Genomic DNA, 26,957 nt, shown 5'->3' with positions numbered 1-26,957 from the left:
TATTTGGATATTTATAATACTCTTAAAACTTATTTTGGATATGCGGAGTTTAAAGAGGGTCAGGAAAATTTAATAAGAGGAATTTTAGCAGGAAGAGATGTCCTAGGTATAATGCCTACGGGAGGTGGAAAATCCCTTTGTTATCAATTACCGGCTATATTACTGGAAGGTATTACAATAGTTGTTTCACCCTTAATATCACTGATGAAGGATCAAGTAGATGCATTAAATGAGATCGGAATATCAGGCACATTCATAAACAGTACTTTAGATGATAATGAATTTAATTATAGAGTACAAGAAATAAAAGAAGGCAAATATAAAATAATCTATGTAGCTCCAGAGCGTTTAAATACTTTTTCCTTTATTAATTTAGTAAATAGCATCAAAGTATCTATGGTGGCAGTTGATGAGGCTCATTGCATCAGCCAATGGGGTCATGATTTTAGACCATCCTATGTAGAAATTCCAAGGTTTATCAAAACCTTCCATAATAGACCTATAGTCGCTTGTTATACGGCAACAGCCACCAAGGAAGTAGTTAGGGAAATCAAGTCTTTGATAGCCCTTAAAAATCCTATAGAGTCTATAATCGGATTTGATAGGCCAAATTTATATTATCAGGTTCTAAAGGTAAGCAATAAATATTCATATATAGTAGATTATATAAGAAATAGCTTTCAAAATGAGTCAGGGATTATCTACTGTTCCACAAGGAAGACTGTAGAATCACTAACTGAGAAGCTAAGTGAAGAAGGCTTTTCCGTAATAGGATATCATGGTGGAATGGATGCAAATATTCGCCAGAGAAATCAAGATGACTTTATATTTAATAGAGTGCAGATAATAATAGCCACCAATGCCTTTGGTATGGGCATAGATAAGCCAGATGTTAGGTTTGTAATCCATTATAATATGCCTCAAAATATGGAGGCATATTATCAAGAAGCTGGACGTGCAGGCCGTGACGGAGAACCCAGTCGCTGTACCCTATTATATTCACCTTCAGATATAGTAAAGCAAAAATTATTGATACAGAGCAATCCTATATCTATGGAAAGGGAAACTTTATTATATCAAAATCTTCAATATCTAATTGACTACTGTCATACAAATAACTGTTTGAGAAATAGTATATTAGAATATTTTGGGGAAACGATAGTTGAGTCAAGCTGCGGAAATTGCGGAAATTGTTTAGATAGGTCTGAGATGGTGGATATTACCATAGAATCTCAAAAAATACTGTCCTGTATATATAGGGTTCAGGAAAGATATGGACTGACTACAGTAATTCAGGTACTTCGAGGTTCAAGAAATAAGAGGATAATAGAGTTTGGCCTAGATAATGTTTCAACCTATGGGATTATGAAGGAATATAGTGAAGGCTCATTAAGGGAAATTATAATGACCTTGGTTTCTAGAGGATATATCTATGTAACAGCAGATAAATTTCCAGTATTAAAATTATCCCAAACTGCTGGAGAGGTCTTAAGAGGACAAGTTAAAGTATATCATAAGAAGCATTTAATAGAAATTAAATCACCTAAAGATAAAAAGGGATTATCAATAAAGGATATGAATGAAAACTTTGATGAAGAATTATTCCAAGAATTAAAATCAGTACGATATTCTCTATCTCAAGATAAGAAATTAGCTCCATTTATGATATTCCATGATTCTACACTAATTGAAATGGCATCCCTTTTTCCTCAAGATAAGGAATCTATGATGATGATAAAAGGATTAGGCCTAAAGAAATATGAAAGCTATGGTGAAGTCTTTCTAAAGGTAATCACTGATTACTGTGTAAAAAACGGAGTTTCTTCAATCATTTCCCGGGATGAAAAAATAGTAAGAGAGGATTTAGTGGATAGGTATAAATCAACCTATAATTGTTATCAGGAGGGATTATCTTTAGAAGAAATATCAAAAACAAGAAATTTTACCATAAATACTATTATTGAGCATCTTTCTAAATGTGAGGAGCAGGGCCAAACTGTAAATTGGTCAAGATTTCTTACCCCTATAAAAGAGGAAAAGATACTGGAAGTAATAAATAGAATAGGATTTGAAAGATTAAAGCCAATAAAAGAATTATTACCAGAAGAATTTACTTATGAAGACATAAAAGTAGCTATTGCTAAAAATGGACTAAAATAATAATTATCCTCCATATGATTAAACTGTGCTGTAATAGCAAATATTAACTAATCTATGGAGGAATAATCATTTAAAATTAATCTATTCTCTTATCTCCTAAGAAGAAAAGAGCAACTGTGCCAGGGCCTGTATGAGAACCTATTACAGTACCTACACTGTTAATCATTACCTTCCCATTTAGATTAGGGAACTTTTCTTCAATTAAATCAGCAACCATACGTGCATCATCATAACATGCAGAATTGGATATAAAACATTTACCTGAATACTCTATCCCATTCTCTGCATGTTTCTTCATTTTTTTCACTATTTCTGCAATTACATGCTTCTTCCCACGAATTTTTTCACGGGAAATCAACTTTCCATCATAGCTCATATTTAGTAAAGGACATATATTTAATAAATTCCCTACAACTGCAGATGTAGCAGATATACGACCACCACGTTTATAATGCGTTAAATCAGTAGAGAAAAACCAATGATGTACATTTAATTTGTTTCCCTCTAACCATTCATAAACCTCTTCAATACTCGCACCTCTATCTCTCATATCAGCAGCTAAATCAGTAAGTAATCCATAACCTGAAGAAGCACCCAGAGAGTCAACAATCATAATTTTCCGTTCCGGATACCTGGATAATAATTCTTCCTTTGCCATACATACTGAATTATAAGCACCTGATAAACCTGTAGAAAGAGAAATATGCAAAATATCTTTTGACTCCTTAAGAAAAGGTTCAAAAAGATCTATAAACTCTCCTACATTTACCTGAGAGGTAGTAGGCATTGCTCCCCCCTCAATTCTACTGTAAAATTCTTCAAAAGACATAGTCTGACCGAGATCATCTATATATTCTTTCCCGTCCATATTGAAATGAAAAGAAGCAAAAGGTATATCCCTTTTTAAAAAATATTCATAGGGCATATCTGCTGTAGAACAACATGTTAAAACAAATTTAGACATATTTAACACTCCTTCCATAATTATAATTATTAATTTTAGTAACCAATAGTAAACATATACTGCTCTCCAATGGTCTTATAAATTAGCTCATATCCAGCATCATTGGGATGAATACCATCAGAGCATAAAAAATCACTATAATTATTATATTTCAAGAATGCAGAACGTATATCAATTATTGGAACACCCATTTTATTAGCCAATAACATAACTTCTACATTATACATTTCTTGCCACCTATAAATCATATTAATATCACCAAGCCATTGCAATATACCTCTCTTATTTAAATCCTTAGAAATCCAATTAAAATATCTCTTAGGATCAAGAGGTGGAAGATTAATCATTATTGGACTCCCACCGTTATTACGTATTTCTCCAATTAAACTCTCATATAATCTTCTAAATTCAATAATCGGTGTATTAGGCAAATGTTCTTTTTCTGGATTCTCGGCTATTTCTTTCCAATTAAAGTCACAGTCATTACCGCCTAATTCTAAAAAAACATTTTTATATTTCATAATTTCGGTTGCATGTCTCTTAATATTTGATAAACCCTTTGAAACAGTGCATCCAAACATAGAATAATTTCTAATATTTATTTCTTCTAACCCAAATATTTTCTCTAAATTCATTTTAATTACCTTATATCGACTTGTTTCAGACTGTAATACTATGCCTTTGCCAATCGAATCTCCAAAAACACAAATATCTATAAGACTCATAATTAGCACCTCTCCCTTTAATACATTCTTTTATTTCTACCAATGTGGAATATAATTGATATCAATGATAAATAAAGCACATATAGAACCCAGGCAATACTCCAAATCTTAAACTTCATTGATATGAATAAATATAAAAATGTTGTTAATATAAATCCTGAAGCAAAAAGTCGAATATCTTTTTCTACAATTGATATATGCTTTCTATTTACTATATAATCTGTTATTATGTAGAAAAATACTATGATTATAATTATTAGCCAACTACGGTTCCATATATTTTTTGAATATACTATAGATAAATATAATGATGGAAATACATAGATTAATGGTATTAAACTAATATAGATAAATGCTATACCCCATCTTCCGAGTGCTTTGAAACTAAACAATTTAGCATATTCATATAAGCTTATTGAAAAATATACTAAATATATAAAAGAACCCCCTACAACAATTAGCCATGTTTTATTAAAAGATTTTAAAATAATCACGCTTACAAAAAAATATATAAATGTCAGTATAATGAAATAAAATGTAGTAAATGAGCCTATATTAACAAGGGTTTTTTTCAATGCTCCAAGAGAACTACCTTTTTCTACTTCTCTAATTGCTTCCTTATAATCAACCATCATTTCAGTTGCCCTCTTATAAGACTCTTCCTGTGTAATCCCCATATTTAAACAATCATTATATTTATCTAGCATTATGGAGTATAACTCATCACGAACTTCCAGAATCTCCTTTGTTTTAGGGTATAGCAGAAACTTCCTATTTATATATCTTTTTAATTTTTCCTCCATTATAGCCCACTCCCAATCAAATTATTCATAATAATAGTTATTTCCTTCCATTCATTGACTTTCTGAATATATATTTCCCTACCTTGGGGGGTAATTCTATAATATTTTCGCCTTGCACCGCTTTCTTCGTTTCCCCAATAACTTGTAATTAATTTATCTTTTTCCATACGTTTGAAAGCAGTATAAACTGTAGCATCTTTAATATCTATTAATCCTTTTCCGCGCTCTATAATAGTTTTCATAATTTCATAACCATATGAATCATTCTCCATAAGAATGGCTAAAATGATAGTTTCTGTATTTCCTCTCAAAACCTCGCTTGAATAACTCAATTTATCTCCTCCGATACCTAATCAGGTTAGATATATTGTAACCCTATTGCCAATACATGTCAATATATATAATCCTCACTTGAAATGTGCTCTTATCTTCAAAAAATTGCTAACCTAGCATTCATTGATAAGAAGTTTAAATAAAAAAATTGATAGAGAATGTTCTCTATCAATTTTTTATTTATGAAGTATAGGCGATACTCTTTTATATATTAATAATGTTAATGCTGTTATCATAACACCTTTTAGTAGATTAAAAGGTACTACTGAAATTAGCATCATGGTTTTTAAATCTGTTATATTTTTGTTTATTGCAGTACCCATATCTACAAATACTTGTATATCCTGCCCCATTAGCTTTGCATATAGGGGAAACATTATAAAGTAGTTTGCAAGGGTAATAACTATAGTCATGATTACAGTTCCTAATAATAGCCCTACTACAGCTCTTCCAAAGGTCTTCTTCTTATAATATACAAACCCTGCTGTATAAGCAAATGCAGAACCTACTACAAAATTAGCCAATTCTCCTACTCCACCAGTCGTGCTTCCTTCGATTAAAACATTTAATACATTCTTTAAAAGTTGAATTATTACTCCTGCCATAGGTCCTATGGCAAAGGAACCAATTAAAGATGGTAAGTCACTAATGTCAATCTTCATAAATGTTGGCGCTAAAAATGGCATTGGAATTTCAAAAAACATAAGAATAAAAGAAATTACTCCAAGCACAGAAATCTTTACCATGGTTTTAGTATTCCATGTCTCTTTACTTAATGTGTACATAAAATCCCTCCAAAAGTTTTATTTTCTCGGGATTATCGCAGTTTTGCAACTCAAATCTATTTGCTCGCTGTGTTAGGTCATAAAAAAATCCCGAAGAAAATCTCCGGGGTCCAAAAATAGACTAATCAAAATAATTTAAGTCTACTACATCTTCTTCCATCCAGACTGTAACTGTCGGCCTTGGAATCTAACCAAGTCAACCGAATTTATCGGCTCGCGGGCTTTACCGCCGGTGAGGACTTACACCTCCCCCTGAAGATATATCTTAATTTAATTATAAATCTCCATATATCTATTGTCAAGTATTAATCATCCTCAAAATATAATACTCCCCTCTTTCACAAAACCTTAATCATAGGTTATAATATATATAGATAGGAGAGTGTTTATATTGTTTGATTTAGATGCATGTATTTCTTTTATTACCAATAAGGCAGCTAAAAAAATGGCAGATGAATTCAATGATAGATTGATGAAATTAGGCATAACCAGAGTCCAATGGATAGCCCTTTATTATTTGGGTAAATATGATGGAATCAATCAAAAGGAATTAGGAGATTTAATGGATATAAAGGAGTCCACAGTTGCCAGATTAATAGATAGAATGGAAAAGGAAGATTATATTCTTAGAACTAAGGATAAAAATGATAGAAGAATAACTATCATTTCGTTGACAGATAAAGGTAAACATTATAGAGAGGAACTATTACCGGAAGGCCAAAAGATGGCAGATACTTTCACTATGGATATTTCAGAAGAGGAAATTCAAATATTTTTGAAGGTAATAGAAAAAATCTTATTAAATATAGGTCAAAAACTGTGAAAACTTTGTTGACCTTTTATATTATACTTGCTATACTAAATATTAGTATAGCAAGTATAATATAAGGAGGAATTCAAATGTCCAAAGGTCCAAGAGATTATTTAAATGAGTTTATTAACGGTTTACAAGATGTAGGTATTAGTAATGAAAAGCATTTAGGTGCATTCATGAATTTATTAGGCACTACTTATGAAGACGGCGCCCTTGATACTAAAACAAAGGAATTAATAAGTGTTGCAATTGGTGCTTATAATCGTTGTGAATACTGTATAGCCTTCCATGTTTATAAGGCATTAGAAAGCGGTGCTACTAGAGAGGAAATTATGGAGGCCGCTATGGTGGCAGTAGCTTTCGGTGGAGGTCCTTCTATGGCATACTCTTCAACCTTACTTAAAGCCAGCATAGATGAATTTGAAAACGATTTCAAATAATAGGATTGGGAGGAAGTAAAATGATTCTCGAAGTCAAGTTTGAAGGCTTAAATGGAATTAAGAAGGGTAAGGTTACTAAGATTTATAAAAAACCTGGAGATAGCATAGACCCAAATACTCCTTTACTTGCAATAGAAGTAAATAAAACAACAATGGATTTAGATGTGAATGTAAAGGGAGTTATTAAAGATATAAAAGTAAAATTAGGAGCAAATCTAAAATTAGGAGATATTTTGGCAGTAGTAGATGGAGAAGAAGTTCAGATTGAAAAGAAAGAAGAACCTTCCTTTGACTATTTTAAAGGTTTAATAAAGCCTAAAGAAGAAAAGCTAGATGCTAAAGTAGCTATAATAGGTTCAGGTCCCGGTGGTTATGTGGCTGCTATTAGGCTGGCTCAATTAGGGGCAGATGTAATCCTTGTTGAAAAAGATAGCATAGGGGGAACATGCCTAAACAGAGGATGTATACCTACAAAGTCTTTGGTAAAATCTGCAGATGTCTTTAAAAATATTAAGGAATCTCACAGCTATGGCTGCAAGGTTGAAAATTATAGTCTAGACATTAATGAGGTAATCTCCAGAAAAAATCAAGTTATTACTCAATTAGGAGAAGGAATTAGCCATTTACTGGAAAAAAATAATATTAAATTTGTTAAAGGCTCTGGTGAAATCTTAGATAAGAATACTGTATTTGTAAAAACCAAATATCTAGAAACTACAATAAAAGCAGAATATATAATTATTGCAACAGGCTCAACTACGAGTAAATTACCGATACCGGGAATTGACTTAGATAATGTATTAGGCAGTACGGAAATAATGGAAATAAATGAACTTCCAAAGGAAATGGTAGTAATCGGCGGTGGAGTAATAGGAATGGAGTTCTCATTTATCTTCAATACCTTTGGTACAAAAGTATCTGTAGTGGAATTCATGGATAGACTTTTACCCGGTCTAGATGAGGATGTATCTCAAGAAATAGAAGAAATTGCTGAAAATAAAGGAATCAGTATATATACTGGTTCTAAGGTAGAAGAAATTATTCAGGACGAAAAGGGAAGATGTATTATTACCTTTACTAATAATGGAAATAAAAAATATTTAACCACAGATAAAGTGCTGATATCAATAGGCAGACAACCATATTTAGATAACCTTGGTATCAATAAATTAGATATGGAATTAAATGATAATAGACGTGGTATAAAGGTTAATGAAAAAATGATGACAAGTATTCCAAATATCTTTGCTGTCGGAGATGCTACTGGAACAATACAATTGGCTCACATAGCTTCTACTCAGGGTGTTGTAGCTGCTAATAATATAATGGGTATAGAAGATAATATGAATTATAATGTTGTGCCAAGTGCTATATTTACAGATCCTGAAATCGCAAGTGTGGGAATTAGTGAAAAATATGCCCTAGATAATAATATGGATATAGAGATAGGAAAATTCCCTATTGCCTCCAATGGAAAGGCTTTAACATTAGGAGTTTCAGAAGGCTTCGTAAAAATTATTGTTGATAAATCCACTAAGGAAATACTTGGTGCTTCTATAGTAGGTCCAAATGCTACAGATTTAATCAATGAAATATCTATAGCAATGACTAATAAACTTAAGGTAGAGGATTTAACTAAAACAATCCATCCTCACCCAACTACCTCAGAAGCCATATTTGAAGCTCTACTGGACTCAAGCGGAATATGTATACACAATTAATTAGCTTCTAAAAATAAAAAGGCCCTAAATGAAATTTGTATTCCAATTTAGGGCCTTTTTTCATAGCTATAATCCTTCTACCTTTTCTATAGACTCAGCATAATAGGTATTTATAACCTTCATATATCCATTGAACATACTATTTACCTCTTCATTTCCTGTATCAACCAGAAGTGGTCTACCCTCCAGAGCTAAAATTTTATTCTTAGGTGCTACTATTCGGATATTTTCTTTCCCTACTCTTTTGATAACCTCTGCACTAATTTGCTGATTACCTCTTCCAAAGATATAACCCTGACCACCTATAACAGTTACAACTATTTTAGCCTTATATCCGCTGATTATATCTAGAATCTGCTTTTCATTTACATCAGAAGCTATCAATTCCTTATTTTTTACTATATCTATCCCTAATAAAGTATTAGGTAAATCTAGATTTTCCATAATAGGTCGAGTTGATGTTCCAGAACCTATTATAAAGAAAGTATCTGGTTCTTCTTCCATTTCCTCGATAATTCTATCAGCAATTCCATTTAGAGCCTCTTCTTCTGACCCTAATCCACCGCCTGATTTAGTTGTTTGAATTAATTTTGGTTCTAGCGGGATTCTCATATATCCATATAGTCTTGCCGTTACCACACCTTCTCTAAAAGCATCTTCATCTATATCCATTACTTCAGCTTCTATTGTCTCCATATGTTCATCTTGAAGATATTTAAAAGCAATTTCTCCTGCCGCCTTTGGGTGGTTTGCATAAACTCCGGAGTGAATTTTAACTCCTGCCGGTATTCCTACAACTGGCACCCCTGTACCAATGGCAGAATAAATATTTCTAGCAGTACCATCTCCGCCAGCAAATAGTATTAAATCTACTCCTTTCTCAACCATCTTTTTTGCAGCTTCCTCTGTGTCCTTAGGACTAAAATTATTCTTTTCAGTTTCTAATACTATTGGTTCGAATCCTATGTCATTTGCCTCTTCTTCACCCATATTTCCTGGATAGGTGTATATCTCCAGTTCATCTTTAAGAGGCAATAGAACCTTTAATGCCTTTTTGGCCTTATCTGGAGATTCTGGTACTGCTCCAAGAGTTCTAGCCTTTTCTAGAACTTCAGGTCCATCTGTCCCCTTTAATCCTACTCTGCCTCCCATACCTGCAATAGGATTAACTATAAATCCTAGCTTCATATAAACACCTCCAAAATGCAGTGAATAGCTAATAGTGAAAAGTGAATAGTTAAAAAGATTAAAACGCTTTGTATTCTCAACTATTCACTCTTAGTTATTCACTATTCACTATCTTTTATAAACTACTTCTCCATTAATTATTGTAGCAAAGGTTTTACAGTCTATGTCTTTTAATGGATTTCCATCAAATATAGCAATATCTGCATCTTTACCTACTTCAATACTTCCTATTCTATCTTGTAACCCTACTATCTCAGCAGCATTTATTGTAATAGCTTTTAATGCTTCCATTTCAGGAAGCCCTGCATTGTGAGCAAGTCCTGCACATAATGGCAGATGCTGTAAAGGTATTACTGGAGAATCTGTAATTATTGCAAATTTAACTCCTGCTTCGTTTAATATTCTAGGAGTATCAAAAGATTTGTTTTTTAATTCAAATTTAGATCTATTACCAAATGTTGGTCCTACTATAGCAGGTTTTCCTTCCTTAGCTAGTTGGTCAGCTATTAAATGACCTTCTGTACAGTGGTCTAGTGTAATATCTACATCGAATTCTTTAGCTATTCTAATAGCTGTAAATATATCATCAGCCCTATGAGCATGAGCCTTTAAAGGAATTTCCTTCTTAAGAACTGGTATTAGAGCTTCCATCTTCATATCATAATCAGGCATTTTTGAAGGTTCTTCTGCTCTTTCTTTCTTTTCTAGATAAGTCTTTGCCTTAAATAGAGTATCTCTAAGTATTGCAGCTGTAGCCATTCTAGTCATAGGAGATTTGCTTTGAGCATTATATACTCTTTTTGGATTTTCACCAAAAGCTATCTTCATAGCCACTGGGTCTTTTATTATCATATCATCTACTCTATTTCCATAAGTCTTTATAGCTACAAAAGTACCACCTATTACATTTGCACTACCTGGACCAGTTATAGCAGTAGTTACTCCACCTTGGTATGCTTCTTCAAATGAAATATCCATAGGATTGATACTATCGATTGCCCTTAACTGAGGTGTTATAGGATCTGTCATTTCATTTCCATCGTCACCTTCAAATCCTATACTTTCTTCCCACATTCCTAAATGACAATGAGCATCGATAAATCCTGGAGTTACCATTCTACCTTCAGCATCAATTACCTCTGCATCTAGCGGGGCAATTATATCTTTCCCTACTTCTACTATCTTACCCTCTTTTATAAGTATTGAACCATTTTCTATTACATCTCCTGCCATAGTGTATATTGTACCATTTTTAATAAATATCACTAAAATTCCCCCTTATTTTTATTTCGTTACCCTAAATAATATTATATATTTTATATTCTGATTATTCAATGATTATTTACGGGCGAGCAAAACTCCCCCCTATAATTGTGAATTGTGCATTGCGTAAGTGCCCTTTGGGTATGAACTGTGAATTGCCTAAACTTCCTTCATACTTAGAGCGATTCTTCCTCTTTCCATATCTACTTCCACTATTCTAACTTTAACTATATCCCCTACTTTAACAACTTCCTTAGGATGCTTAATAAATCTATTAGAAAGTTGGGATATATGAACTAAGCCGTCTTCTTTTACTCCTATATCCACAAAGGCACCAAAGTCTACTACATTTCTTACAGTACCACTTAGTACCATATCTTTCTTCAAATCTTCTATTTTAAGAACATCTTGCCTCAAAATAGGTTTCGGCATCTCATCTCTAGGGTCTCTCCCTGGCTTTTCAAGTTCTTTGATTATATCCTCAAGGGTTGGAATCCCAATATCTAATTCCTCTGATATCTTTTCTATTTCTCCTTTAGAGTAATCCATCTTAAGTAGCTTTTCTGCTACCTCATAGGATTCTGGATGAACTCCTGTATTATCTAAAGGATTATCACCTCCAGGGATACGCAAGAATCCTGCACATTGGACAAAAGTCTTTTCTCCTAATCCCTTTACCTTGAGGAGTTCTTTCCTGCTGGTAAACTTACCCATTTCTTCTCTAGCTTTAACTAAACTATTTGCAACTCTAGTAGATACTCCAGCTACATATTTTAATAGAGATGGAGATGCAGTATTTAAATCTACTCCTACACTATTTACACAATCCTCTACAACTCCTGTAAGAGCTTCATCAAGTTTCCCTTGGTTTAAATCATGCTGATATTGTCCTACACCAATATGTCTTGGTTCAATTTTCACCAATTCTGCCATAGGATCTTGCAGCCTTCTTCCAATAGATACAGCTCCTCTAATGGATACGTCTAAATCTGGAAATTCTTTTATTCCTACTTCTGATGCAGAATATATTGATGCTCCTGCTTCACTAACTATTATATAGGAGACTTCTCTGTTTACTTCCTTTAACATTTCAGCTACTACCATTTCAGTTTCTCTAGATGCTGTACCATTTCCAATGGATATTATGTCTACACTATACTCTTGGATTAACGCTTTTAACTTAATCTTTGTTTCCTCTATCTTATTTTGAGGCTCTGTAGGATACACTGTAATATAATCTAGCATTTTGCCTGTTTCATCAACTACGGCAACCTTACATCCAGTTCTAAATCCAGGATCTATTGCCATTACGGTTTTTCCTTTAATTGGCGGCTGAAGCAATAACGGTTTTAAGTTTATTGCAAAAACCTTTATAGCTTCCTCTTCAGCTCTTTCTGTTAAGTTATTTCTTATTTCTCTCTCTATTGAAGGAAAGAGTAGTCTCTTATAGCCATCATCCACCGCTCTTTGTATGTAAATTGCAGTATCTTTACTTTTATCTTTTATCAGTCTATCTCCTAGTAACTCTATTAAATCAACACCATCTATATTTAATGCAACCTTTAACTTTTTATCCTTTTCTCCTCTATTTATAGCTAATATTCTATGATTTGCTATGGCTTTTACAGGCTCTTTATAATCATAATACATCTCATATACAGTTTTTTCTTCCTTGTCTACTCCTTCTACTACTAAAATTCCCTTATCATTAATAATTTTCTTAATGATTTCCCTATTATCCGGATCATCAGATACTATTTCAGCAATAATATCCATAGCACCAGCTAAAGCTTCTTCTTCGTTATTTACTCCCTTTTCTTCATCTATAAAGCTAATTATTCTATTTTTAAATTCTTCCTTATCTAAGGATTGAGTAAATATGATTTCTGCAAGAGGCTCCAAGCCTTTTTCCTTTGCAATAGTAGCTCTAGTTCTTCTCTTTGGTCTAAATGGTCTGTATAAATCATCAATTCTTTGGAGTGTTTCTGAATCTATAATTTCTTTTCTCAGTTCATCAGTAAGTTTTCCCTGCTCATCAATAAGCCTTATAACTTCTTCTTTTCTTGCCTCTAGGTTTCTTAAATAAGTTAACCTATTTGATAAATCTCTTATAACAACGTCTTGTAACTCTCCTGTCTGTTCCTTCCTATATCTGGCTATAAATGGTATAGTATTACCTTCATCTAATAATTCCACTGTATTTTTTACTTGATAAGGTTTTAATTTAAACTCATCAACAAGCACTTTTAAAATATCCATATTCATCTTCCCTCCACTTAATTATCGCAGTCTCGAAACACAAATTTATTTGCAACCTTGCTTTGCTCCGCAGGATATAATTCAGTAGTCCTGTAAGGGCTCTCAGATTCGCATAGATTTGGTCCTAACGGACACTCTCAATAATAAATTCTATTCGTTGCCTTTTCGTCCAATAAGTACTAGCCAATTGTAGACAAAACGAACAGCGAAGCGAACGTTAGTGAGCGTAGCAAGTGTTGCGTTTGACCTACCTACAGTTCACAACCTCTATTTACCCCATAGGGCTTAATTTAGTGGTGTCCGATAGGATCTACGTTCACTGGGTTAGGTCATAAACGAACTTTCCTATTATTAATTATTCGACGTAAAATCAAAAATTCCTCTTTTACTATAAAAAAGCTTTAATAACAAGCAAAGTCTTAAATCCCAAAGTTAAATTAATGTTTGATACTTTACGATTAAAAAGCCCTTTTTATGAAAGGGCTTTTTGTTTTAAATATTCATTTATGAAAATATCAATATCTCCATCCATTACACCATATACATCTCCAACTTCTGCATTGGTTCTATGATCTTTCACCATACTATATGGATGGAATACATAAGACCTTATTTGTGATCCCCAGCCTATTTGATTATAGCTGCCCTGAAGGTCTTCTATTTTTTCTTTTTGCTCTTCTTCTTTTAATTGTACTAACTTAGCCTTTAGCATATTTAAAGCAGTGTGCCTATTACTGATTTGAGATCTTTCATTTTGACATTGAACTATGATACCCGTGGGAATATGTGTAATTCTCACCGCGGAGTCTGTTGTATTTACGTGCTGACCTCCAGCACCACCAGATCTATAAGTATCTATTTTTAAATCTGAAGGATTAATCTCAATATTTACTTCATCATCTAACTCTGGATATACATCTATACTAGCAAAAGATGTATGCCTCTTTCCAGCAGAGTCAAATGGAGATATTCTTACTAATCTATGAACTCCTTTTTCAGATTTTAAATATCCATATGCATTATATCCCTTTATAAGTAATGTAACAGATTTTATACCACCCTCAGTATCTGCTAAAAGATCCAAGGTTTCAACTTGAAATCCTTTTTGCTCTGCCCATCTTCTATATAACCTTAAGAGCATTTCAGCCCAATCTTGAGCTTCCAATCCTCCTGCTCCAGAGTGTATTGAAAGAATCGCATTATTCTTATCAAACTCACCGGATAATAGGGTACTTAATTTGAATTCATCTGCCTTTATGGACAAATCCTTAAGTCCTGTTTCTATTTCCTTATACATATCATAAGCTTCTTCTTCAAGGACTAAATCTATTAACGTTTCTAAATCCTCTATTGCTTCTATCAAATCATCATACTCTTTAACTTGATTTTTCAAGGACTTAATTTCCTGCATGGTTTTTTGGGCTTTATCTACCTCTTTCCAAAAATCCTCTTCATAGGATTGCTGCTCTAAATCAATAACCTTATCCCTAAGTCCTTGGATGTCAAAGTGAAACACCCAATTCTTCAACAGTCTCTTTTATTTCATTAAGTTTTTCTTTATCTAAATAAATATCCTGCAATATATCACCCCATTTTTTTAGTTAATAGTGAAAAGTGAATAGTGAAAAGTTTTTAGTAGATGTTTAGGGTCTTTTGTCTTTTAACTATTCACTATTAGTTATTCACTATTAACTACTCATTCTGTCCACAGCATTTCTTATATTTCTTTCCACTGCCACATGGACAAGGATCATTTCTTCCTACTTTTTTCTCTTTATTTACAATAGTTTTGCTTATTTCATCTGCATTGGTAGATACAGGTTCTGCTACTTTCTTTCTTTGAACCTTTTCAGGATTTTCTACTTGATAGAGGAATCTTACAGTATCTTCCCAAATACTATGGGTCATTTCATTAAACATATCAAATCCTTCATTCTGATATGCACGAACAGGGTCCTCTTGCCCATATGCTCTAAGACCAATTCCTTGTCTTAACTGATCCATAGCATCTATATGATCCATCCATTTACTATCTACTACTTGAAGTAAAACTACTCTTTCTACCTCTCTAAATCTTTCTTCACCAAAATCTAATTCTTTAGCCTTATATTTTTCTTCAGCCTTTTCCATTATTTTATCTATTAATGCTTCTTTTGTAATACTTTCTATATCTGTGAAGGATAAGAATTTTTTATTGATATCGAAAAGGCTCATTACATAATTTTCTAATCCCTCTAGATCCCACTCCTCTGGGTATTTACTCTGTCTAGTATATATTTCAATATTATCCATTACTAGAGATTTAGCCATCTCTTGGATATGAGATCTTAAATCCTCTCCCTCTAATACTTTTCTTCTTTCTCCATAGATAACTTCTCTTTGTTTGTTCATAACATCATCATATTTTAATACATGCTTTCTAATACCAAAGTTGTTTCCCTCTACCTTCTTTTGGGCATTTTCTATGGATTTTGTAAGCATTGAATGTTCCAAAGGCTCATCTTCTGGCATTTTTAAACCATCTATTAGATTAATTATTCTTTCTCCACCAAATAATCTCATCAAATCATCTTCTAAGGATATGTAAAACCTTGAAGAACCAGGGTCTCCCTGTCTACCAGCACGTCCTCTAAGCTGATTATCTATACGTCTTGACTCATGTCTTTCTGTACCAATTATGTGAAGTCCACCAGCTTCTAATACCTTTTTATTTTCTGCATCAGTTTCTACTTTATATTTATCATGTAATTCTTGATAAGTCTTTCTTGCTGCTAGAACTTCTTCATTATCCGTATCATAGAAACTATCTACTAAAGATAAGATTTCATCTGTAAATCCTTTCTTTCTCATCTCTTGCTTTGCAAGGAATTCAGGATTACCTCCAAGGACTATATCTGTACCTCTACCAGCCATATTGGTAGCTATAGTAACTGAACCGAATCTACCGGCTTGAGCTACTATCTCTGCCTCCCTGTCATGATGCTTTGCATTTAATACTTCATGAGGAATACCTTCTTTTTTAAGCATTTTGGAAAGCAACTCTGATCTTTCAATAGTAATAGTACCTACTAATATAGGCTGACCTGTTGCATGTTTCTCCTTGATCTCTCTTACTACAGCTCTAAACTTAGCTTCTTCACTACGATAAATAACATCTGCTAAATCCTGTCTTATTACAGGTTTATTTGTAGGTATTTCAACTACGTCCATATCATATATTTCTCTAAACTCAGCTTCTTCTGTTTTAGCAGTACCAGTCATACCAGAAAGTTTAGTATACATTCTAAAATAATTTTGGAATGTAATAGTTGCCAGAGTCTTGGACTCACTCTTTACATTTAATTTTTCCTTAGCTTCTATTGCTTGATGAAGTCCATCACTATATCTTCTACCATACATAAGTCTTCCAGTAAATTCATCTACAATAATTACTTCTCCATCTTTCACTACATAATCAATATCTCTCTTCATTATAGATCTAGCTTTTAAAGCCTGATTAACATGATGAGCTATTTCCATATTTTCTATATCGGATAAATTCTCAATACCAAAGAAAGATTCTGCCTTTGCAGTACCCTTTTCAGTAATAGAGCATGACTTAGCTTTTTCGTCTATTACATAATCTACAGTTTCTTCTTTAATTTCTCTATTAAATGGATCCATCTTTTCTTCGCCAGGATCCATTATTCTACTAGTCAATGTTCTTGCAAAGCTATCAGCCATTTCATAAAGCTTTGTAGATTTATCTCCTGTTCCTGAAATAATAAGAGGGGTTCTAGCCTCATCTACTAGTATACTATCCACTTCGTCAACTATGGCAAAATAAAGCGGTCTTTGAACCATGTCCTCTTTATAGATAACCATATTATCTCTAAGATAATCAAAACCAAATTCATTATTTGTACCATAGGTAATATCGTAGTTATAAGCAGCCTTTCTTTCTTGATTACTTATACCATGAACAATACATCCAACTGTAAGACCTAAAAATTCATATACCTTACCCATCCATTCTTTATCTCTTTTAGCTAAGTAATCATTTACTGTAACTATATGAACACCTTTACCTGTTAGGGCATTTAAATATGCTGGTAAGGTAGCCATTAAAGTTTTACCTTCTCCTGTTTTCATCTCTGAGATTCTACCTTGATGAAGTATTATTCCGCCAATTAATTGAACTCTAAAATGTTTTATACCAAGCACTCTATATGATGCTTCTCTCACTACTGCAAAAGCCTCTGGTAAAATATCATCAAGGGTTTCACTTTGATTTAATCTATTCTTAAATTCTAATGTCTTTTCTTTTAACTGCTGATCTGTTAATTTTTGCATCTCTCCATCTAGTGATTCTATTTTATCTACTAGAGGTGTAATCTTTTTTAATTCCCTATCACTATAGGTACCAAATAATTTTTCAAATAGGCTCGCCATTCCAAACCACACCTTTCAACTTCAATATTACAGCTATCATATTATTTTATCACTTATTAATATTCCTTTCAACTATAAGATTGACATAAAAAAGGCAGGGTATACGTCCTGCCTTTTAAGTAATTCTATATTAAAGCTCTGGCTCTATCAATCCATAATTACCGTCTTTTCGTTTATAAACTATACTTACACCTTCATTATCTGAATCTAAGAATACGTAGAAATTATGTCTAAGTAGCTCCATTTGTAATATTGCTTCTTCTGATGACATTGGTTTTAGTCCAAATCTCTTCTTTCTTACTAGTTTTGGTTTTTCGGAATCATCCTCCATTGGTAGAGGCAATACATTTTCAAATCTAATGGTTTCATTATTTTGGTATCTTTTTTGTAATTTTGTCTTATGTTTCCTAATTTGCCTTTCTAATACATCAACTGTCTTATCAATTGATGCATACATATCGTCTGTTGACTCTTCAGCTCTAATAATAGTGCCAGGTAGGTTTATGGTTACCTCAATTATTTTCCTATTCTTTTCTGAACTGAAAGTGACATTTCCCTCAATATCTTTTTGGAAATATTTGTCCAATTTTCCTAACTTTTTCTCTGTTACATCGCGTAATGCATCTGTTATTTCCATATTTTTTCCAGTGAAATTTAATTTCATAAACCCAGCTCCTTTCATATAAGCATTATAGATAATAGCTTATACTATTTGTTATATATATTACCCTAAAACTTAATATAATAACATTATATTAAGTTTTTTTAAATTTAAAACAAAACATAATATCCTAATTTTATTAACAATCTTTTCTGAAAAATGCATTTTGTTAATAAAATGTGAATTTAAATTGTGGATTGTGAATTATTTCTGTGGATAATGTGTATAAACCTGTGTAAAACTGTCAATAATTTAATTTTATCCTTTTTTGCCTGTGGATATGTTATGGACAAATGGTGGATAACTATAATAATTACTTTTCTCATATTATATCTCATTGAAGTATCTCTAAAAAGTCTATTTAAAACATGATATATTCTTTATCTTATATATTTTACTAAATGCTTATTAAACCTCTGCCTAACTCCTAAAAAATAGATCCCTTGCACTATAAAAAACCCAATCAATACTACAACAGATTTAGAACCTATAATATCTTGAGAGGATGATTTTAACATCTCTATAGCTATTAAAGAATGGATTGCAGCAACAATATATGGAGTAAAGAATAAAATCGCTGTTTCAATTGTTGTAACTTTTTTTAACTCTTTATTAGATAAACCCAGTTTTGAAATATTTTTATATTTTTCCTTTTCATCATTTAGAGAACTATAAAATCTAAAATATAAAAAGCTTCCTGCTCCTATAAAGAATATTACTCCAATAAAAAATCCAATATATAATAATATATTTGCTTGCTGTAATTCTACTTCATACATGTCTCCGGCTGTAAGGAATATAAAAGGATCTTCGTATTTATGCTGAAATTCATTTTTCAAGGATACAGCTATCTCTCCCGTTTCCGTCCATCTTTCTGTATCATAAAGATATACTTTCTCTATATTGCCTTTTAAACTATTAAAAGTCTGGTCATCCACTACTATGATAGTATTTAATAATCCTTGAGTAACTACATTTTCATCTATAGTATCTACTATATTAAACTTTAATCCATTGCTATCTAGATAAACTTCTGAATAGAATGCTTTTACTTTTTCCCATTCTCTCCTGTCCATATAAGAATTTATTAATACTCCTTCACTTTCATTAACATTTATATCTTTTATACATAAGGCATATCCCATATTATTAAAATCTGATTGCTTTATTGCATAGAAATCTTTTTTCCCTTCCATTATATCCTTTATATATTCTATCTCGTATTTGTCATAAGAAAACCCTTTAGCTTTAAGGTTTTCTTCTATTCTGGACAAATGCGTAGATTCCATTTGATTTCCTTCCATGGATACATAGGTAAAAGGAAATGGAAAGTGAATCTTAGTTGAAGAAATCTGATTTGTCTTCATTGAATAAAGTAAACCTACAGATATAAAAGTTACGGTAGAAGTGATAGACACTAAAAATAACATTCTTGCATTATCTTTTATTTTATAAGAAAGATTAGAAATCCATAGTAAATTTGTTTTATTTAAATAGATCTTTTTACTTTTTTTCAATAGATTCAATACAAGTACACTAAACTGATTAAATAACAGTAGAGTACCTAAAACTATTAATCCCACCATTAAATAGGGAATAAAATTTTGTGTATATCTATCTCCTGTTAAACCTAGATAGTATCCAGAACCTATCATAAAAATAGATATAAAGGCTAATAATATTGAAGTTTTAGGAGTTTTCTTAGGTTTTTTTCCTGCCTTTAAAAGTTCCACTGTCTTTTCCATATTAATTAGTTTTGGTGTAATAAATGAAATCAGTATAAATATTATAGAAAAACAGATAATAGTCAGAACTATAGCTTTTAATGGAAAATAAAAGCCTAAACTTTCAACTCCTAAGAACTTGCTAGTGAACATCAAAAATAGTTTAGATAAAACCAATCCAATTATCAAACCTGATAAAATAGATAAAACTCCTATCATTATATTTTCAACAAATATTAGTCTATTAAAATCTTTCTTAGTCATTCCCAATATAGTTAAAACTCCAAATTCTTTCTTTCTAGCTTTCAAAAATGTACTTAATGAATATAGTACAAACAAAAAAGCAAAGGTAAAAATTATAACCTCTCCTATAGTTAATGCTATAAATATTGAAGACCCCGTTTTATAGGAGTTAAATAATAATGGATGGAATAAAGATATTGCAAAGGAAAAAAATATAAATACTGCAAATATACAACTAAAAAAATATGCAGTATAAGTATTCATATTTCTTTTAATATTATTAAAAGCCAATTGATGTAAAGTCATTTTTATCTCCTCCTAACAAGGAAAGAATATCCATGATTTCTTGATAGAATAATTCTCGTTTATTTCCACGATAAATTTCATTATATAGCTCTCCATCCTTTATAAATATTACCCTGTGACAAAAACTAGCTGTATACGGATCATGAGTAACCATTAAGGCAGTAACCTTTTCTTTAGCATTTATATTATAAAATAGTTCCATAACATCCTTAGCTGCCTTAGAATCCAAGTTTCCAGTTGGTTCGTCAGCTAATAATAGACTGGGACTATTTATTATTGCCCTGGCAATTGCTGCTCTCTGAGCTTGCCCTCCAGATATTTCATAAGTTCTCTTATCCAGTATTTCTTCAATCCCTAATTTTTTCACTATTTCTTTGAGCTTTTTCTCCATCTCTTTTACTGGATATTTATCCAAAGTCAAAGGAAGTATTATATTTTCTCCTATAGTTAGTGTATCTAATAGATTAAAATCCTGAAATACAAAACCTAATTCTTTCCTTCTAAACATAGCTAATTCACTATTATTTAAATCATGAGGATTAGAACCATTAATAATAACTTCTCCTGATGTAGGTAAATCAATAGTAGATATAATATTCAATAATGTAGTCTTTCCACTTCCTGAGGGTCCCATTATACCGACAAATTCTCCCTCTTCAATATTAAGGTTAATATTCTTCAAGGCTTTATAGGCGACTTTGCCTTCATATACTTTATTAAGTTTGCTTATTTTAAGTATTTCTCTCATATATGCCATTCCTCTCTTATATAATATAGCCTTATTATATTATCCCTTGAAAATATCTACTATCGATTTTTATTTCATCTATATTACATCCTTGTAATCTTAGTTAAATATTATCCTCACAGTAGTTCCTAAGTTTTCTTCCGATTTAATCTCTATATCATGAGATAATTTTTTACATACTTCTTCAACAATATATAACCCCATACCAGTAGACTCTCCAAATTTTCTTCCATTCTCTCCAGTATAAAAAGGCTGAAAAACTCTTTTTATATCTTTTTTAGGAATCCCTATCCCTCTATCAATTATTTCTAATTTTACTTTATCCAATTCCTTATAGGCTTTTATATATATTTTGTTACTTTTCATATAGGAATATTTAACACCATTTGTAATTAGTTGCTCAAGAATGAACATAAACCACTTGGAATCTGAAAAAACAGTCAAATTCTCTTGAATATCTATCTCAGGAAAAACATTATTTATAATAAAATATCTCTTCATATCATTGATAACTTGTTTTATCAAGGGCGCTATCATTATCTTATCAGCATGAAAATCATGAGTAAAAGAATCAAGCCGTGCCATATACAAAGCCATATCTAATCCTCTATTTAACTTTTCTAATTCATTCTTTATATTATCCATATAGGGCTCATTTTCATTTTCCTGTACTATTAAATTTATTACAGAAAGAGGTGTTTTCATTTGATGTGCCCATTGATTTATAAAGGTTAAATTTTCTTTTTGTTTGTCTTTATATTTTTCAATATCTCTTTGATATAACCTATATTGCTCTCTTAATAAATTGCTTATTTCTATTGATAATGGAGATATTCCCAAGGAAACTAGAATTTCTTCCATGTTTTTAGATTTCGACGATAATCTCTTATATAGTTCTATACTTGAAAAATACTTATATATTAAAAACAAAAAAAGTATAAGCAAACATAAGAAAATAAAATATATACTATTTGAAAAGCTATCAAACCCTCCTATCCAATTATAAAAAATAAATAATATAGAAAAATTAAAGATATATATTAAAATGTATGAAATATGTTCCTTTAAAAATAACTTCATACTAGTTCCTCCAAGTAACTACTATTTTATAACCAACTCCCCTTATAGTTTCTATGGCATTATCTATACCCAACTCTTCAAATCGTTTTCTTAGCCTTGCTACATTTACATTCAGAGTATTCTCCTCTACAAAGGATTCATCATCCCATAATTTCTCTAATAACAATTGTCTTGATACTGTTTTTGGATAGTTTCTCATAAGTATTTCTGCAAGAACTGCCTCTTTCTTAGTTAGTAATATACTTTTATCTTTATATCCAATCTCTGGTCTTTCAGGATATAAGCTTACTCCTTCCAATTCTACTATTCTTTCAGAAGAATTTGTAGAGTAGCTTCCATAGGCTCTTCTTAGTTGGCTTTTTATTTTAGCTACTACAACATCATAATAAAAAGGCTTAGTGATATAATCATCACCGCCACTTTCGATTCCCATAATCTGGTCTATTTCTCCACTCCTAGCAGAAATAAATACAATTGGACAATTAGAAGCCTGCCTGATCTTTCTGCACCAATAATATCCATCAAATTTAGGCAAATTTATATCTAGCAATACTAAATGAGGTTCTATCTCATTAAATTCACTTAATATATCATCAAAATTTTTAGCTATATAAGGTGTATATCCATATTTAAAAATATGTGAGCCCAAAAGCTCAGCAATATTTATATCATCTTCTACTATCATTATCCTATAACTCATTAAGATCACCATCCTCTACAGTTAATAAACCCAATTGTATTATACCCTTTTTACATAATAACAAGATAAACTATAAGTTTTATATTTAAATCATTACATTTTTATAGGCTGACAGTTTTACTGTCAGCCTATTATATCTATGAAAATAAATCTTATACCATGAAAGCTTTTATTATAGCTAATATCCATAGATGTAATGGATAAAATACATAAAAGAAGTATTTAGTAAATTTATTATTAGGTCCTCTTTCTCCATTATATAAAAGAATAAATGGTATAGCAAATATCATAAGTATCTGTGGATCATATAATAATAGTTTCTCATATACTGTTCCTTCACCAGTATTAAGTGATATTGGAACTATCAAAAGTGTAAATACTAATACATACACTGTTGATAATAATATTTTCTTATCTCTGTAGAAATAAAATATTAAAAACATTAAGACACCAAGTATTGAAGCCTCTGTAATCAAACCTAAAACTCCAAATATTATAGCTAGAGGTAGACCTTTTTTATAATCCTTTGAAGTTTTAATATAGTCTATACCTATTAACATAGTAACCCCATGGGCAAGGGATAAAAATATATTGTTCTTTATATATGGTGCACTGGGAACCAATATAGATAATAATGCCGATCCAGCAAACATTGTTATTGACCAAAGATATAATCTTAAAGCATATTTTTTTCTATTACTTGTATGAAAAAATCCCTCTACTACTAAATAGAAGAATATAGGAGCTACTAACCTCCCTAACCATGTAAACCAAATAGGAACATTTCCTATGACACTTGCTACATGATCAAAAACCATAAGAATTGCCATTATAATCTTTAATATAAATGCATTCATAAAAATCTCCTTCCTTTGCTTATTCATATAATAATTTTAAGATTTAAAATGTATTTTATCAATTTATTTAAATTACATTTTTTAATAGTTTTCTTACAATTATGTAATAAATAAAATAAAAGATAATATCTATGAGTGCATAGATATTATCTTTTATTTTTTACTTTTTATCAATATTTTCTATGGTCCAATATAATAATTATCAAAAAATCTTAAGTAATTTATCTAAAATTTTTTAAGAACTTACTTATAATAATCTTTTATTGATTATAATAAAAGTATATCCTTATGATATTTCATTATATCATTTTTTTATTCTTCCAAAGCATATAAACTATAGGAACTGTTAGTATTTCTGCAATAGGAACTGCTATCCAAATACCATTTCCTCCTAAAAATATTGGTAAAACTAGTAATAAGGGAAACAGTATAATCAGACTCCTACATAGTGATATAAGTACGGATTTCTTCCAATATCCTATAGACTGCATATAAGATGCCATAAGTATATTGATACCTGATACAAATAAAGCAGGGAAATAGTACATAGAAGCTTTGACGGCTTCTCTAACCAGTTCAATATCATTATCTGCAAATATAGATACTGGAATCTCTGCATATTTAAATAGCAATAAATATGACACTATTCCAATTGTCGATGATATTCCTAAGCTGATTTTTAAAATCACTTTTATACTATTTTTTTCATTAGCTCCGTAGAAAAAACTTATCAATGGTTGTGAACCTTCTGCCATACCTAAAAATATTGATAAAACAATGAGAGCTATATACCCTACTATTCCAAATGCTGCAAAACCTAGAGCTCCCATATGCATTCCAATTGCAATATTAACACATAGAGCAGTTATACCTAATGCGAATTCCATAGTAAAAGATGGAATACCTTTTAATAGAATCTCACAAATAACTTGTAAGTTCATTTTTGTCTTCTCAATATATAAGTTCCCTTTTTTAAATATGAAATGTGGAAGCATTATCAGTATACTAAATACAGGGCCCAGACCAGTCGCTAGTGCTGCTCCACCTACACCCATTTTTAATGGTCCCATGAAATACCAATCAAGAAACACATTTGACAATGCTCCAACAATTTGAGCAAACATCACAAGTTTCGGCTTTGAATCATTTCTTAGCCATGTACACATAGCATAACTAAACATAAAAGTAGGACTAAATGCAAAAAGATATGTAGTATATTCTACTACCATATCCATTATATCAGGAGTAGATCCTAATATTTTTGCAATAGGGTATCTTAGTACTAAACTAAATATTGCTATAGATATAGACACTATGACTAAAAGTCTGGCAGATAAGTTGAAAATTCTCCTCCCCTCATCGTACTTCCCCATGCCATTACTATTAGAAATCATTACACCTGCCCCCACAGATACAAGCATGCTTAATGCAATCAATATTTCTACAATAGGTACAGCAACTGTCACAGCAGCAAGTGGATCTCTTCCAAGCATTCTTGCTACGAATAACCCATCAACTACAATATATATTGAATTAAATAAAAGTCCTGCTATTCCAGGAATAATATAGGACAATAATAGTTTAAGTATGTCCTTAGATTGACTTTCCTTTTTATTAAGTAATGTTTCAGTATTTTTCATATACACTCCCCCTTATAAATAAAAAAAAATAGACCTGACGCAACCTCAGGCCTATCGATGCGATTTCTTATCTCTTTTAAAGAGTATTATCCTCCGGCGAGCACAATACTTAGAGATTTATTCATTTTACGTAATTTCTGTACATTATAGCATAATAGAATATCTATGTCAATTTATTTTTATGCTATTTTTTAATATAAAGATTTTGTACGAAAAATCTAGATTGCATCCTTTCTATTGCTTTTCATCTATTAGAATACTTTCCACAGCTTCATAGTTATATCCTTTATATGCTCTTTTAACTTCCTTTACTTGCTTAAGATCTGATTTAACTTTATCAACATTTGATTTCATTTTAATTGTATTATTACGATCTATCATAGATATATCATTTAATATAGTATTTATTTCGGTGACAATTTCCTTTAAAGATTTTATATTAGCATATTTCTCTATATTAATCTTTTCTAAATTGTCTATGCCTTCCTCTGATTTTATATCATTATATAATGATATAAAATCCCTATCCAAGGTATCTATATCTTCAATTAGTTTTTCTTTTTGGATTAATATTTTACTTAAATCATCCATATTATCATTTTCTATTGTCTCTGCTTGAGTTGTAGTTAATCTCAAAATTTCAATTAATATATCCTTTTTCTTCAGAGAAAGCTCTATCATTTTTTTTACATTATCATAAGTCATTTGCACACCTACTTAGCTTGATAAACTTTTTGCTTTATTTGTTTGATAACCTCTTTCCAAGTATCTCTCATATCATTTACTATGGTAAGTGCTTCGTCTATGGATTTAGTATTTTTATTTATATTCGCATCTACTAATTTAGCTAAAACAAATTCGTATAATTCCCTAAGCTCTTTAGATACCTCATAGTTCATATCTAGAGAATAATTTAATTCTAGAATAATGTCCTGTGCCCTTATTAGTGAAGAATGTGCTCTTTCTAGCTCCTTATTCTCTATGCTATATTTCCCAATATTCATAAATTTAATAGCACCATCATATAGCATCAGTGTAAGCTCTTCTGGAGTAGCCGTCAGGACAGCGTTCTGCTTATATTGGTTTAATGCTTGATATGTCATTCTATTCTC

General features: G+C 31.3%; 23 protein-coding genes and 1 riboswitch. Of the genes, 4 read left to right on the top strand and 19 right to left on the bottom strand.

Annotation, left to right across the window (positions count from 1 at the left end):
• Positions 1 to 3: 3 nt before the first annotated feature.
• Positions 4 to 2,160, top strand: a complete 2,157-nt coding sequence (gene recQ, locus KQI38_RS02135; RefSeq protein WP_246565518.1) for a DNA helicase RecQ — start codon at positions 4 to 6, stop codon at positions 2,158 to 2,160.
• 76 nt (positions 2,161 to 2,236) lie between these two features.
• On the opposite strand, the gene KQI38_RS02130 is transcribed toward recQ, so the two are convergent.
• From KQI38_RS02130 to KQI38_RS02110, 5 genes are all read right to left on the bottom strand, one after another.
• Complete coding sequence (locus tag KQI38_RS02130) at positions 2,237 to 3,124, bottom strand: DegV family protein (protein ID WP_216554963.1); 888 nt, start codon at positions 3,122 to 3,124, stop codon at positions 2,237 to 2,239.
• A gap of 35 nt (positions 3,125 to 3,159) precedes the next feature.
• Positions 3,160 to 3,849 (bottom strand): SGNH/GDSL hydrolase family protein, encoded by a 690-nt coding sequence (locus tag KQI38_RS02125; protein ID WP_216554961.1) that lies wholly within the window; start codon positions 3,847 to 3,849, stop codon positions 3,160 to 3,162.
• Positions 3,850 to 3,866: 17 nt separating this feature from the next.
• The gene (locus KQI38_RS02120; protein ID WP_216554954.1) at positions 3,867 to 4,652 is read right to left on the bottom strand and encodes a hypothetical protein; all 786 of its coding nucleotides are present in this window, start codon (positions 4,650 to 4,652) and stop codon (positions 3,867 to 3,869) included.
• On the bottom strand, positions 4,652 to 4,984 hold the full coding sequence (locus KQI38_RS02115; RefSeq protein ID WP_094903600.1) for a PadR family transcriptional regulator: 333 nt from the start codon (positions 4,982 to 4,984) through the stop codon (positions 4,652 to 4,654). Before KQI38_RS02115 ends, KQI38_RS02120 begins: the two co-directional genes overlap by 1 nt.
• A gap of 177 nt (positions 4,985 to 5,161) precedes the next feature.
• Positions 5,162 to 5,770 carry an ECF transporter S component gene (locus KQI38_RS02110; RefSeq protein ID WP_094903598.1) on the bottom strand — a complete coding sequence of 203 codons (609 nt, stop codon included), beginning with the start codon at positions 5,768 to 5,770 and terminating at the stop codon, positions 5,162 to 5,164.
• Positions 5,771 to 5,914: 144 nt separating this feature from the next.
• Positions 5,915 to 6,034: riboswitch (FMN riboswitch) on the bottom strand.
• A gap of 127 nt (positions 6,035 to 6,161) precedes the next feature.
• Between KQI38_RS02110 and KQI38_RS02105 the strand changes: the two genes are divergently transcribed.
• From KQI38_RS02105 to lpdA, 3 genes are all read left to right on the top strand, one after another.
• On the top strand, positions 6,162 to 6,593 hold the full coding sequence (locus KQI38_RS02105; protein WP_094903596.1) for a MarR family winged helix-turn-helix transcriptional regulator: 432 nt from the start codon (positions 6,162 to 6,164) through the stop codon (positions 6,591 to 6,593).
• Between the two features lie 77 nt (positions 6,594 to 6,670).
• Positions 6,671 to 7,024 (top strand): carboxymuconolactone decarboxylase family protein, encoded by a 354-nt coding sequence (locus tag KQI38_RS02100; RefSeq protein ID WP_094903594.1) that lies wholly within the window; start codon positions 6,671 to 6,673, stop codon positions 7,022 to 7,024.
• A 20-nt stretch (positions 7,025 to 7,044) separates the two neighbouring features.
• A complete protein-coding gene (lpdA, locus tag KQI38_RS02095) occupies positions 7,045 to 8,745 on the top strand; it encodes a dihydrolipoyl dehydrogenase (RefSeq protein ID WP_216554952.1) in 1,701 nt (566 codons plus the stop codon).
• 66 nt (positions 8,746 to 8,811) lie between these two features.
• On the opposite strand, the gene KQI38_RS02090 is transcribed toward lpdA, so the two are convergent.
• From KQI38_RS02090 to fliS, 14 genes are all read right to left on the bottom strand, one after another.
• The gene (locus KQI38_RS02090; RefSeq protein WP_216554950.1) at positions 8,812 to 9,933 is read right to left on the bottom strand and encodes an ATP-NAD kinase family protein; all 1,122 of its coding nucleotides are present in this window, start codon (positions 9,931 to 9,933) and stop codon (positions 8,812 to 8,814) included.
• A gap of 108 nt (positions 9,934 to 10,041) precedes the next feature.
• A complete protein-coding gene (locus KQI38_RS02085) occupies positions 10,042 to 11,199 on the bottom strand; it encodes an amidohydrolase (RefSeq protein WP_094903592.1) in 1,158 nt (385 codons plus the stop codon).
• 156 nt (positions 11,200 to 11,355) lie between these two features.
• Entirely contained in the window at positions 11,356 to 13,455 is a 2,100-nt protein-coding gene (locus KQI38_RS02080) for a Tex family protein (RefSeq protein ID WP_216554948.1), read from the bottom strand.
• Positions 13,456 to 13,927: 472 nt separating this feature from the next.
• Positions 13,928 to 15,035, bottom strand: a protein-coding gene (gene prfB / locus KQI38_RS02075; protein WP_246565516.1) for a peptide chain release factor 2 whose coding sequence is annotated in 2 segments (ribosomal slippage) — positions 13,928 to 14,959 and positions 14,961 to 15,035 — 1,107 coding nt in all. Because the reading frame shifts where the segments join, the coding sequence is not laid out codon by codon here.
• A gap of 112 nt (positions 15,036 to 15,147) precedes the next feature.
• Positions 15,148 to 17,886, bottom strand: a complete 2,739-nt coding sequence (gene secA / locus KQI38_RS02070; RefSeq protein WP_216554946.1) for a preprotein translocase subunit SecA — start codon at positions 17,884 to 17,886, stop codon at positions 15,148 to 15,150.
• Between the two features lie 130 nt (positions 17,887 to 18,016).
• Positions 18,017 to 18,550, bottom strand: a complete 534-nt coding sequence (gene hpf / locus KQI38_RS02065) for a ribosome hibernation-promoting factor, HPF/YfiA family (protein WP_216554935.1) — start codon at positions 18,548 to 18,550, stop codon at positions 18,017 to 18,019.
• Positions 18,551 to 18,927: 377 nt separating this feature from the next.
• The gene (locus KQI38_RS02060) at positions 18,928 to 20,820 is read right to left on the bottom strand and encodes an FtsX-like permease family protein (protein ID WP_216554933.1); all 1,893 of its coding nucleotides are present in this window, start codon (positions 20,818 to 20,820) and stop codon (positions 18,928 to 18,930) included.
• Complete coding sequence (locus KQI38_RS02055) at positions 20,795 to 21,568, bottom strand: ABC transporter ATP-binding protein (RefSeq protein WP_216555154.1); 774 nt, start codon at positions 21,566 to 21,568, stop codon at positions 20,795 to 20,797. The genes KQI38_RS02060 and KQI38_RS02055 overlap by 26 nt, the downstream gene beginning before the upstream one ends.
• A gap of 99 nt (positions 21,569 to 21,667) precedes the next feature.
• Positions 21,668 to 22,429: a sensor histidine kinase gene (locus KQI38_RS02050; protein WP_246565514.1), complete on the bottom strand. Its 762-nt coding sequence runs from the start codon at positions 22,427 to 22,429 to the stop codon at positions 21,668 to 21,670.
• Positions 22,430 to 22,649: 220 nt separating this feature from the next.
• Complete coding sequence (locus KQI38_RS02045; RefSeq protein WP_216554929.1) at positions 22,650 to 23,348, bottom strand: response regulator transcription factor; 699 nt, start codon at positions 23,346 to 23,348, stop codon at positions 22,650 to 22,652.
• Between the two features lie 152 nt (positions 23,349 to 23,500).
• Entirely contained in the window at positions 23,501 to 24,205 is a 705-nt protein-coding gene (locus KQI38_RS02040) for a TraX family protein (RefSeq protein WP_216554927.1), read from the bottom strand.
• Positions 24,206 to 24,504: 299 nt separating this feature from the next.
• A complete protein-coding gene (locus KQI38_RS02035; RefSeq protein WP_216554925.1) occupies positions 24,505 to 25,845 on the bottom strand; it encodes an MATE family efflux transporter in 1,341 nt (446 codons plus the stop codon).
• 234 nt (positions 25,846 to 26,079) lie between these two features.
• Entirely contained in the window at positions 26,080 to 26,550 is a 471-nt protein-coding gene (flgN, locus tag KQI38_RS02030) for a flagellar export chaperone FlgN (RefSeq protein WP_216554923.1), read from the bottom strand.
• Between the two features lie 8 nt (positions 26,551 to 26,558).
• A complete protein-coding gene (gene fliS / locus KQI38_RS02025) occupies positions 26,559 to 26,948 on the bottom strand; it encodes a flagellar export chaperone FliS (RefSeq protein ID WP_216554921.1) in 390 nt (129 codons plus the stop codon).
• Positions 26,949 to 26,957 lie beyond the last annotated feature (9 nt).

Source organism: Tissierella carlieri, assembly GCF_018917285.1.
Lineage (GTDB): Bacteria > Bacillota > Clostridia > Tissierellales > Tissierellaceae > Tissierella > Tissierella carlieri.
Note: the sequence above shows the minus strand (reverse complement) of the source record. Positions and strands in the feature narration are given on the sequence as shown.